General features: G+C 38.8%; 2 protein-coding genes and 1 pseudogene. 1 reads left to right on the top strand and 2 read right to left on the bottom strand.

Annotated features, from left to right (window positions below; genetic code table 11):
* The first annotated feature begins 264 nt into the window (after window positions 1-264).
* A pseudogene (locus QM867_RS00505) lies at window positions 265-1,568 on the top strand (transposase).
* Between the two features lie 50 nt (window positions 1,569-1,618).
* Here the strand turns inward: QM867_RS00505 and QM867_RS00500 are convergent.
* Both QM867_RS00500 and QM867_RS00495 read right to left on the bottom strand, forming a co-directional pair.
* A complete protein-coding gene (locus QM867_RS00500) occupies window positions 1,619-7,501 on the bottom strand; it encodes an SIALI-17 repeat-containing surface protein (protein WP_414314901.1) in 5,883 nt (1,960 codons plus the stop codon).
* A gap of 41 nt (window positions 7,502-7,542) precedes the next feature.
* Entirely contained in the window at window positions 7,543-13,464 is a 5,922-nt protein-coding gene (locus QM867_RS00495; RefSeq protein ID WP_414314900.1) for a ZmpA/ZmpB/ZmpC family metallo-endopeptidase, read from the bottom strand.
* Window positions 13,465-13,475: the final 11 nt, after the last annotated feature.

Here is a 13,475-nt window from a genome sequence, read left to right as displayed (position 1 = left end):
TTATCAAAGCTAGTAAAAATCTTCCTCACCTGTATTTTTAAAGCTTATAATAAAATAATTACTGCACATTTTTAGTTAGTGATTTGTTAAAGAAAGACTTGCTTTATAAGTATATGCGTTAGTATTCAACTTTTATAAAATAAGAAATTAATCCGATGATTTTGTACAAAAATTTTACATAAAAATCATTCTGGGTACCAAAACAAAAAAAGTCCCATAAGATCTATAATGAAAAGCGCCGAAACCATCATTAGAAAGAATCATATGGAACAATTATATTTTATCACAAAATTACCAGACGTTAAAGACCCTAATATTCAAATTATGGATGTTGTTAATAGAGATATACACAAGGAAATTATTGCTAAACTGGACTATGACGCCCCATCTTGTCCTGATTGCGGAAATCAAATGAAGAAATATGATTTTCAAAAACCGTCGAAAATTCCTTACCTCGAAACAACTGGTATGCCTACTAGAATTCTTCTGAAAAAGCGTCGATTCAAGTGCTATCATCGCTCAAAAATGATGGTCGCTGAGACTTCTATCGTTAAGAAAAATCACCAAATCCCTCGTATTATCAACCAAAAAATTGCTCAAAAGTTGATTGAATAGGCTTCTATGACTGACATTGCCCATCAGCTTTCTATTTCAACTTCAACTGTCATTCGCAAGCTCAATGACTTCCGTTTTAAGCATGATCGCCTTCCTGAGATTATATCTTGGGACGTTGAAATAGTCAGGGGAGTGACTGTTTCAATCGAGAGATGAAGATGAGTTTCATTTCTCAAGATTTTGACAATCTCAATATCATCACAGTTCTGGAAGGTAGAACACAATCCATCATCCGAAATCATTTTCTTAAATATGAGAGTTCTGTCAAAATCATTACTATGGATATGTTTATCCCTTATTATGACTTGACTAGACAACTTCGCTTTCGAATTTCTAGGCTCAGGCTGAAACAGTCTCCCAGACTGTTTCACTCCCGTACTCTAAAATTGTGTCGGATTGCTTTCACCCTTCGTTTTTATATTTCTAAACTCAGGCTAAAACAGTCCACTGGACTGTTTTACTCCAACATCTTAGCCGTGCTATGAGCCGTATTCGTGTCCAAATTATGAATCAATCAGGATAGTCGTAAACTGAGTGATAAACGTTTTTATCGCCCTACTTTTCGTATGCATTTAACCAATAAGGAAATCCTAAACAAGCTTTTGAGCTATTCCGAAGACTTGAAACATCACTATCATCTCTATCAACTCTTGCTTTTCCACTTTCAGAATAAGGAGCCGAAGAAATTCTTTGGACTCATTGAGGACAATCTAAAGCTGGTTCATCCTCTTTTTCAGACTGTCTTTAAAACCTTTCTAAAGGACAAAGAGAAAATTGTCAACGCTCTTCAACTACCCTATTCTAACGCCAAACTGGAAGCCACTAATAATCTAATCAAACTTATTAAACGCAATGCCTTTGGTTTTCAGAACTTTGAAAACTTCAAAAAACGCATTTTTATCGCTCTGAACATCAAAAAAGAAAGGACGAAATTTGTCCTTTCTCGAGATTAGCTTTTCTTCAACCCACTACAGTTGACAAAGAGCCAAAAAACTTGTCCCTTTTATATTTTAAACAATGGATTTAAGAAACCATCTGTGTTTTGTAATAATTTCTTATAAACTTTCCACTTGAGGCCTTCGGTATGCTTGAAACTACCTTCTTTCAAGTCTTTCTCAACAGCAGTGTTAAATAAGTTTTGAAGTTGAGCGTAAGTTGAAATCTTAGAACCGTCTACTTCAATCTCAACAAAGCCTTTCTGTGCTTTCGCATACACTTCATGATACCAATGTTTCTTCCACTCTTCGAGGTTTTGGAATTGATTATTAGAAACTTTCTTGATAATGAAATCATCACCTAAAAGCCCTTTATTTTCTCTGTTGGCATCACCTTTTAACTTGTTAGAAACATAAGGGATAAAGCCATTCTCATAACCATAGTACCCCCACATACGGAAAGTATTGTGTTTAAAGGAAATAGAACCTACGGTGCTTCGACTCGTATTCCCGCCAAAGATACCTGCCATCATATTGACCGTTTGATAAGCACTATCAAAACCTTCCGTACGGAAGCGACCGTTATTTGGCATACCATGAAGAGTTACAAAGTTATTATCTACCAACTTGTCAATGCTATCAATTGGTAATTTCTTCTCTTCTTCCGTCAAATCACGTAATTTGTCCCACTGGTGTGGTTCTCCAATTAAACGATTTCTATCCGCATTTGTACGCCACTCTTTATCCATCTTCTTGAACCACTTAGAGTTATCAGATAACTTCTGCTTAATAACGGCAGTAGCTTCTAAGTAATCTAACATCATCATAGACTCATTGTAGTTTTTCATATAACTATCAATCTTGTCTCGACTGTCTAACTTAGCTGGATCATAATTGTAGTACTGCTCACCATCATTTTTACGCTCATAAGCCATGTTGATACCCAGAGCTTTATACTCACTATTCGGAGTAGATTTATCAGGGGTTTGTAACATACCTTGAGCAAAGGCTTCTAAGTCAGTACCTTCACGATGCCAATCTCCACCATAGTAAGCCATACGGTCGTTTATGTGAGTTGTTTCATGTGTAAAGGCTGAAATACCAAACTGACTAATCATGTCAGTTACCATGAAGTAAACCTGATCATCTTTCCATGGACGTTCATAAATTTTTGCCATCGCTCCCATCGCTCCGTTAACTTGATGCCAACGATCAGTTGGGCCAAATAGCTCACGAATAGGAGTTGCAACCTTGCCATCTGAACCATAACCACGGCGACTAGCATTCTTAATACCGCTATAATTTTGATTATCCCAAACAGGCGTTGGTACGGAGTTTTGACTCTTCAAGAGCTGATTACGAACTTTTGGTAAAGCTAAACGAGACCAAAAGTCTAAATATCTTTGTTGAGCTTTCGCTACTTTGTTTATCTCCTCTTTGAAAGCATTTCGTTCTTCTTCCGTATTCTTCCCATATTTTTCAAAAGAACTGAATGCCAAAGTGTTGTAAGTAGAAATGACAAAAATATGTGCTTTCTTCAAGTTGAGTAACGGTAAAATCATGCGACTATGCACGTCATTGTTCAAACCGTCATAGATACGATGGCGCTTGTCTTTGAAATCCTCTGTAGTCGTCTCAGGCTCAGAAACATAAACATTCTTTGCAGCATGAATAAACCAGTCATTTAAGTCGGTGTACTTAGTGAATAAACGCATGTTATAGCCTAACAAGCCATTTAATTCACCTTTTCCAATAGTACCACCAATAACTTCACGATAAGCTTCTAAACTTCTATCTCCTTTTAAATTCTTTTCTGCTGAACCTATACGAATCAAGAAATCTAAAATACTTGGTGTTTTACCATAAAAGTCTGGTTTAAACATCATCAAATGCTTAAAGTTCAAGCCATCATAGTCGATACCATAATAACGATTTAGATAAGTCAAGGCTAATATAATCTTAGCTTTATTATCTTCAACTTTCTTGAGAAGCGCCTTCTCAGCCACTTCATCACTGTTCAGTTGATGGTCTTCATTTTCTAACAAGGACTTCACTAACTTATCTAACGTCTCCCTAACCTCAGCGAAGCTTTCTTCTAGGTATAGAGATGAAGGGTTATTTGTAATAGCTTTAACCTCAGCAGAGTCTAAAGCAACAGAACTCAACTTCTCTTTAACTTTCGTAATCAAGGAATCTCTGTTCTTATCAACCATATTAGGAGTGTAAACTACACCTAAACCATCTACATTATATTCTTTGACTTGTTTTACCTTAGAGTCCGAAACCGCAGATACCCCAAATTCTTCTTTGGTTCCATCGGCATAGTGAATCATGATTTTATCCACACTTGATAAATCAGTGACAAATTGCCCTGCTTTCATACCTGTTACAGACAGAACGGTTTTCTTAACAAGATTGGACTCATCTGTTAACTTATTCCCTTGGTTTACAATCCACTCTTTGTTATAAAATGGTTGCAATTTTTCCAAGTTTCGATAAGCTACTTCTCTTGTCTCTTTATAGTCCTGAATAGCTTTATAATCAGAATCTCTATCGATGATACGATTTAACTTGTTTACGACAGGATCTTGAATAGTAAAGGTGTTGGCTGTGATATTCATCTTAGCGATTTTAGCATCTGCTTCTGCTTGAGAGATACCAGTAATACGATTTGAATGTTTGTAGGAAGATAAACCACTTGCAACACCATTTACATAATTTACACGTTTGATATTATCTAATCCAAAATATTGGTCATTATCATTCAAGGCTGGTGAACCATAGACAATTTCACCATTATTTACTTTAAGCATTGTTACGACGTCTTCAATAACACCCCAGTTAAAGTTGTTATGAATTACACCTCCACTTTCGCCATGCTGAATCAAATTCATAGTACCTTTTATTACAGCATTTCGGAGAAATCCTTTTTTACCTACTGTCATCGAGTCAATACCATGATCTAGTTTTCCAATTAAACCACCATATTTAGATTTATTGGCACTAATCTTAGCATCAACGTAAGCTTTATCAACGTTACTTATCCAACTTTCGCTGACAAGTCCACCAGACCACCAGCCTTTATCTCCAAGACTGTTAATCTTGCCAATAAAAGCTACATTGCGCATATTAGCTTCATCTAACTTATTAACAGCACCGGTTACATCGTTATTTCCTGTTACTGAACCTACTACTTTGATATTCTCAAGTGTAGACTTCTTAAACATATTACCAATAGGTGCAACTTTATCAGCCCAAGGCATATTGATATTTACATTACCTAAGTTAAAGTTTTTGAGTGTAGCACCTTCAGCCTCATTAAACAAAGGTCTTTCTAAGTTATGAATCGTGTACTGATGATTCTCTACACTTGATAAAGTACCTCTAAACTTAGCCATAACATAAGCTTTACCTGCTGGCTTAACGTTAACTGCATTCAAATCTGCACCAATTTTAAATGTACCGTTTTTATCAGCATTCATAGCATCTACCAATTCTTTAAAGTTATAATAAACGTTATCAACTTTTGGAACTGGTTTTTCAATATAATGCACATACTTATTACGAACCTTAGTAGAGTCTGCATGTTGAATCAAATCTTGCGCTTCAGCAGTGATTTTATAAAGTTTTTTACCCTCTTCAGTCACTTCTTCAATAGAGTCAACAGCTAAACGAGTTACCTTATTATCGCGACTAGTGATTTTTAAGTACATTTTCTTCACATTTTCATCTGAAGGTTTTTCAGTCATAAAATCACTAGATGTTTCAGTACCATCGTCATTTACCTTCACTAAATTAGTAGATGCGATATTTTTAATTTCAACTTTTTTCAACTCTAAACGTAAAGGTTTTTCGTCCAATTTAGAAGTTTCATCACCTTCACCTCGATTATAAATCATTGTTGTTGAAATCTTATAATCTTTGAATAAATCCAAACCTTGAACAGCATCTGTCAATTTTTCTTTAGATAAGTCAACTCGCTTAACAACAGTATTCCCATCCTTAATCTCAGCTATAATGCTCTTGATTTCAGCATTACCTGTATTTTCAAGAGTGTAATCCAATTTAGCTGAACGATCCATCGCATCTTCTGTAACCTTATCCAAAGTCAAAGTTGGTGCAACTTTTGTAGTATATTCAGGTAACTCAGCTTGCACTTCAGGTTCACCCTTTTCGGTTACCACCGCTTCGGGTAACTCGGGTTGAACCTCAGGTTCTACCAGATTACCACCAACTGGTGCTGTATATTCTAGCTTCTCTGCCTTAGGAGCCTCATCTGGGACTGTGCCTACGGGTTCAGTGTACTCTGGTTTGTCAGCTTTAGGCGCTTCGTCAGGAACCATACCCACAGGATCAGTGTGCTCAGGTTTCTCAGCTTTAGGCGCTTCGTCTGGCACTGTACCCACAGGATCAGTGTACTCTGGTTTCTCAGCTTTAGGTGCTTCGTCAGGAACTGTGCCTATCGGTTCAGTATATTCTGGTTTTTCATGAACTTCAGGCTCAACCAGATTACCACCAACTGGTGCTGTATGTTCTGGTTTCTCTGCCTTAGGAGCCTCATCTGGAACTGTACCTACTGGTGCAGTGTATTCTGGTTTCTCTGCTTTAGGTGCTTCGTCTGGCACTATACCCACAGGATCAGTGTACTCTGGTTTCTCAGCTTTAGGTGCTTCGTCTGGCACTGTGCCCACTGGTTTAGTATATTCTGGTTTCTCAGCCTTAGGCGCTTCGTCTGGCACTGTACCCACTGGTTTAGTGTATTCTGGTTTTTCAGACTTAGGTGCTTCATCAGGTACTGTGCCTATCGGTTCAGTATATTCTGGTTTTTCATGAACTTCAGGCTCAACCAGATTACCACCAACTGGTGCTGTATATTCTAGCTTCTCTGCCTTAGGAGCCTCATCTGGTACTGTGCCTACGGGTTCAGTGTACTCAGGTTTGTCTGCTTTAGGCGCTTCGTCTGGAGTCATACCTACAGGTTTAGTGTATTCTGGTTTTTCAGACTTAGGAGCTTCATCTGGTACTGTACCTACAGGTTGAGTGTACTCAGGTTTCTCAGATTTAGGTGTTTCGTCAGGTACTGTGCCTACAGGTTTAGTGTATTCAGGTTTCTCAGTTTTAGGCGCTTCGTCAGGAGCCATACCTACAGGTTGAGTGTATTCTGGCTTCTCAGCTTTAGGTGCTTCATCAGGAGCCATACCTACAGGTTGAGTGTACTCAGGTTTCTCAGCTTTAGGTGCTTCATCAGGAGCCATACCTACAGGTTGAGTGTACTCAGGTTTCTCAGCTTTAGGTGCTTCATCAGGTACTGTGCCCACTGGTTGAGTGTATTCTGGTTTTTCAGACTTAGGAGCCTCGTCAGGTACTGTACCTACAGGTTGAGTGTACTCAGGTTTTTCAGCTTTAGGTGTTTCGTCAGGTACTGTGCCTACAGGTTGAGTGTATTCTGGTTTCTCAGCTTTATGTTGCACTTCTGTGATTACATCATCAAGAGGTAAGTATCCAATATAACGATATCCAGCAATTTGAACTACACCTTCATTACTTGGTGTTCTCAAAGGATTGCTTATATCGAGAGCTTGCATACTAGAAAGACTAATTAGTCCGACAGTAGTAACTAAGAACAAACTACTAACTTTTTTCTTTTTATGAACCAACAGAACTAAACTACCAATAGCTAATAGTCCTAAAGCTGTAAGCACAGAAGTCGATGAACCTGTTGCAGGAAGAGCTTCCTGCTGATAAATAAGAGCATAAGTTACCTCATTATCAGTAGGAATTCCTGCTTGAATCTTGCTTTGTTCTTCCTTTGTAAGAGCGCTTTTTTCAATGTAATGATAGGTAGAAGCATGAATGACTGACGGTGCAACCAAGATACTTCCGAGTAAAACTGAACCAACAATCCCACAGATTTTTCGGATTGAAAACCGTTCTTTTTTAAATAATGACAAGCGTAATCACCTTCTTTAATTTTATTTCCTAATAGTAAACACTATTTTTTATTTTCAAAAATTGAACTTCTAAAATCATCAGTTTGATTTAGATAGGCCTTAAACACTGCTCTCTTTAACTTATGAACTGCACTATCATATTCTGGATTATAGTTGTCCCAAGAATAACGGTTCTCATCTGCATCCTTACGAACAGCTTCGTCCATTAATCGCTGCAGTTCTTCTACACTATGAATCGTCTTTCTTGCAAAACTTGCCCAAGATTTGGTTGGATCGTTGAAGGTCACCTTTTTCAAGTTTCCAAACTGACCCACCCGTTCTTGGTACATAGCTGTCTTAAATTCTGCCCAAGTTTTATACTTACCTTCAAATACCTTTTCCAAAACAAGATCATCTGTCACCAATCCTCGTTCTTTACCATAAAGATTGATAGTTTTCCCTTGTTGTTTAGCAACTTCCTCGTATTGGTTTGAGATATAAGGTACCATTCCATCCTTAAAACCTTTGGCAGCCAGAAGTTCATAAGCAATCCTACGTCCCATCAAATCACCCGGAGTTCCCTTACTGCTCAGAGCCGAATAGATTGGGGCAAAGAGTTTAATCGTATAGTAACCGTTTCTTTCATATTCCCCAGACTTATATTCACGAGCTGACAAGATATTATTTTTAATTAAACTATCAAAGGTAGTCAATTTTTTGGCATCTTCTTCTGTCAGATTTTGTACAACGTTAGTAGCGTAAACCTCATTTCCATCTGCAGGATCTTTCACGTATTTATTCTCGATTTTTCTCAGAGCCGTCATTTTCTGATAAGCATCTAGCTGTTTCACAATAGATTGCCCTTCGAGATATTCCAACATGTAAACGACATCAAACATATTGTGGACGTAGTTCTGAAGATCTGCTGCGTCATTAAATCTTGTAGTTGGATCAAGTACTTGCAATCGCTGGCCTTCTGTACTATCTGATGTTTTATGTTTCAAGATAGAGTTGATGGTAATGGTTGCATCACTTGGTTGATCAGGAGCTTGCAATAAGCCTTTTGCGAAGAACTCCGGTCCTAAGCCACTTCTTCGACCATAGCCACCAAGGTAAATATCCTGATCTGAATCATGTGTCATCTCATGGGTATAGGTGATAGCTCCATCCTTATCTAACATACGATAGGACATATAGTAAACGCCATCTCCAGTTGCATAAGCACCATGGTGATTGTGAACTACTTTATTCCCCACTGGACCAAAGAAATTCTTCATCGCCGGATTGGTACTATCAAACTGAGCCTCAACTGTAGCTTTTCCAGATGTTGTATCATCTCCAAACTTATAGGCATCATAAAGTAAAATTGTACGATAGAGCTTTTCACGTCCTTCTTTATCTAAAATACGATACCAATAATCATAGTGATCTCGCTGACGTTTGGCTGTTTCACGTGCATTATCTTCAACAAACTTATTGAGTTCATCTCCAGCCTTATAATCGCTGTTGCGGTAGCGATCGTAAGCGCCAAATCCTAGGCTAGACAAGGTTGAGATGACAAATACAGATCTTTCTGGCAAGGTGAGGAGAGGCAAGACCATATTGCGGTATTTCCAAGTACTACTAGTAATTCTGTCATAAACACCGATAGAATACTTAGTCCCTGCTTGCTCTTGCTTGGCTTTGACCTCTGCAATAGTGGATTTTTCTTCGACAATGAAAGCTTTGGTCTGTTTTTTAAACCAGTCATTGTTGCTAGTGTTTGGTAAAAAGACTTTTCGGTAATTTTCTAGCGTGCTAAACAAATCTGTCGTTCCATGATGGCTGGCAAGACTGATACCATAAGTATCAACGTTGTTCTTAGCAAGCAGATTATTAAATCCTGATTTCCCTAACTCAATCAGAGTATCTAGTGGTGAAGTATTTCCTTTACCAAAGAAGTCCGGATGATACATAACTAGGTCTTTGACATTCACTTGACCATAGCTAAAGTTATACCAACGTTCTAAATAAGTTAAACCGAGTAGTAAGGCTTCCTTATTGTTCTTGATTTTATCTACAAGATAGCCTCTGGTAACTGAGTTGTCACCAGCAAGTCCAGCATCTGCTGACAAGAGTTTTTTCAAACTGTTTGCCAAATCTTGTTTTGTTTTGGCGAACTGGTCTTCCAGATAGAGCTCAGTTTGCTTGACATCTGGAGAAATTCCGAGTGTCTTTCTGATGGCATCCGACTTATAGTCAATCTTTTGTAAGTCAGGTACGACTTGCTTAATGATAGAGTCTTGGTCATACAAGAATTGATTTGGAGTGTAGAGGAGTCCTGTATCCCCTAAACTATATTCTGCTAGCTTGGCAAAATCAGTCTGGTACTTGAGATCGAGCTTCTCAGATGAATGGTCCTGATAGTGAAGCAAGAGTTTATTTGCAGTCTGTTTGTTAGAAACAATATCTGTGATTACTTGGTCATCCTTCATCATAACTGCGGACAAGAGTTCTTTTTGATATAAGAGACTGTTCTCCTTAACCAGGTTTCCGTATTTCACGATGGTCGCCTTGTTATAGAAAGGTAACAATTTTTCAATGTTCTTATAAACCAAAGCACGGTTAGCTTGATAATGGGCTACCTTAGAAAAATCACTTTCTTTACTACCACTTGTTGAAAGGGGCTCCACTGTTGGAGGAGTGAGAGGATTGATTTCTGCTTTTTTATTAGTCACTTCAGAAGCATCTAGCATTGTTCCTCTTTCTTCAAAGGATTCTTTGCTGATGACTTCATCCCTAACCAAGGTGACATTGTATACTCTGTTCGCTTTGCTGCTGAATGTGTCCTTCACCTTCATTCCATTGTAGTGGTAACCGGTAATGGCATTCCCGTTGGTTACATTGACATCACTTAGTACATTGGTCAATCTTCCTGCATGCTGTTCCTCATTTGTTTTTCGATCCCACAAATATCCTGCTACACCCGCGACTCTACCAAAGTGCTTGACATTATTGATATCACCTTCAGCATAGCTATCCTGTATATGCGCATCTTGGTCTATTAGACCTGCTAGCCCACCAACAGTCTGATCTGAACTATTGGTGTTGGATGAAATGGCTACTGTCGCTTTTGATTTAGTCAGTGAAGCTTTGTTTCCTGTCAAATGACCGACCAGGCCACCGATATTATAGGCAGCAGTTGTTTCATAGGTATTGACAATTCTTCCCTTGAAACTACTCTCTGTGATGCTTGATTGGTCTGCCTTAGCCAACAAACCACCGATACCACGTTCACCGGCGAGTACACCATCCACATGAACTTGCTTAATTTTTGTGTTATTCTGAGCTTCATTTGCCAGTGAAGCAATATCATTTTTCCCTGAAATAGTAACATTTTTTAGACTCAGTTTTTCTACTGTAGCACCACTCAAGTTTTCAAACAGAGGTTTTTTCAAATTATAGATAGCATACTTCTTACCATCTTTTTCTCCAATCAACTGACCAGTAAAGGTTCCCTTGATATAGGATTTATCATCAGGACCAAGCTCCACTTCGTTAGCATTCAGGCTAGCTGCTAAATGATAGGTTCCAGAGAGATTTTGGTTTATAGCTTTGACCAGATTACTAAAGGAAGTAAAGTTTGTATTTTCCTCTTTAGACTTCTTATCGAGGTAGAAGGTGAAATGGTCGACATATTTATTGTTCTGCTCTTGCTGGAGTTTCTCAGCCTTAGCTGTAATTTTATAAACTGACTGACCATTTCTTTCCTCTTCAGTTATTGAGGCGACTGGTAGATAGACATCTTTAAATGCCGAAGATTTTACCTTGACAAAGTAAGTATCTGTATTGTTTGGAACACCATCCAACGAAACATGCTGTTTATAAATTCCATTCGTCTGGCTATAGAGCTCTACATCAGAAACATTTCTTAATTCGAGTGTTTTTTCTGGATCTGTTTCTTTCGGCTTCTCAATCGGAGTTTCAGGTTTTAATTGCTCAATATTCCCCTTATATTCAGGAAGTGGATCTACCTGTTCAGGCTCACCTTTGTCAGTTACAACTGCTTCTGGTAAGGCGGGTTGGACTGCAGGCTCACCTTTATCAGTTACAACAGCTTCTGGTAACTCTGGGTGAACTTCAGGTTCTCCTTTATCAGTAACAACTGCTTCTGGCAATTCAGGTTGAACTTCTGGTTCTCCTTTATCGCTTACAACTGCTTCTGGTAACTCTGGCTGGATCGCTGGTTCACCCTTGTTGGTTATTACAGCCTCTGGCAATTCAGGTTGAACTTCTGGTTCGCCTTTGTCACTTACTAAAGCTTCTGGTAACTCTGGCTGAATTGCAGGTTCGCCTTTATCGCTTACAACTGCTTCTGGTAGTTCAGGTTGAATTGCAGGCTCACCCTTATCAGTCACGACTGCTTCTGGTAACGCAGGTTGAACTTCCGGCTCACCTTTGTCAGTCACAACTGCTTCTGGTAGTTCAGGTTGAACTTCAGGTTTACCTTTGTCTGTTATAACTGCTTCTGGCAATTCAGGTTGAACTTCAGGTTCTCCTTTATCAGTAACAACTGCTTCTGGCAATTCAGGTTGAACTTCAGGTTCTCCTTTATCAGTAACAACTGCTTCGGGCAAGGCGGGTTGAACTTCAGGCTCACCTTTGTCAGTTACAACCGCTTCTGGTAATTCAGACTGAACTTCAGGCTCACCCTTATCAGTCACGACTGCTTCGGGTAACGCAGGTTGAACTTCAGGTTCTCCTTTATCAGTAACAACTGCTTCGGGCAAGGCGGGTTGGACTGCAGGCTCACCTTTGTCACTGACTACAGCTTCTGGCAACTCTGCTTGGACTGCTGGTTCACCTTTGTCAGTTACAACTGCTTCGGGCAAGGCGGGTTGGACTGCAGGCTCACCTTTGTCACTGACTACAGCTTCTGGCAACTCTGCTTGGACTGCTGGTTCACCTTTGTCAGTTACAACCGCTTCTGGTAAGGCGGGTTGGACTGCAGGCTCACCCTTGTCGGTTACAACTGCTTGGGGTAATTCTGGCTGGATCGCAGGCTCACCTTTATCACTGACTACAGCCTCTGGCAAGGCAGGTTGGACTTCAGGTTCGCCTTTGTCACTGACTACAGCCTCTGGCAAGGCGGGTTGGACTTCAGGTTTGCCTTTTGCGCGTACAACAGCAGAATTTGAAGATTGTTTCTCTTCTTTTCTTGGATTGGTTAATTCTGCAGAGATAGGTTTTTCAACTACTTGAACTTCTGTCGGCTTAGTTGAAGAAACAGATGTTTGTTCCTGCATAGCTTGTACTGTTGATGGATTCTCGACAAAATTCGGTGTAACACTATAATCCACCTTTTGTTGTTTTGTAGGAGTGGCTGCTGATTTCTCTTGATTGCTTACTTTAGATTCAGAAGTTACGTTTCCCTCTTTGATATATCCAATATAAGTGTAACCTGAAATATCTTTAGGAAGAGGTAATTTTTCTCCTGAGATTAATTCATAGTCAGTATTGTAATTCAGTAAGAGATTATTTTCTAAAGCATGAGCTGATACTAGGACACCGTTTCCTATCCCTGCAACCAATACTAAATGTAATACTGTTTTATTCTTAACCTTTTTCTTAGAAACGGCAAAAATTAAAATCCCCAGAGCAGCTAAGCTAGCACCAGCAACCAAGGTTTGAACATCATTCTTACTTCCAGTATTTGGCAATTCTCCCAATTGATTTTGGGAATTTAATTTATAAACAAGATAATAAGTTTCATCATCATTCTCCATGTATGTCGGAATGTCATAGACAAGCTGTTTCTTTTCTTCTGATGATAACTCTGACTCTGTCACATATTTATAGTGAACACCTTTAGTCTCTTGAGCTTCTATAGATGAACTAGCTAATACAGACATAAAAAATAAACTTGAAATCGTTGCAGATACAAGTCCTACTGATAATTTTCTAAATGAAAAACGCTGCTGTTTTTCACCAAAATACTTTTCCATGATTCCTCCTT

The organism is Streptococcus infantis, from assembly GCF_047463635.1.
Taxonomy (GTDB): domain Bacteria; phylum Bacillota; class Bacilli; order Lactobacillales; family Streptococcaceae; genus Streptococcus; species Streptococcus infantis_W.
This window is presented reverse-complemented; position numbering and strand designations above follow the sequence as displayed.

Coding starts and splice junctions, on each gene's coding strand:
- QM867_RS00495 (WP_414314900.1), bottom strand. CDS start 13,464: ATGGAAAAGTATTTTGGTGAAAAACAGCAGCGTTTTTCATTTAGAAAA.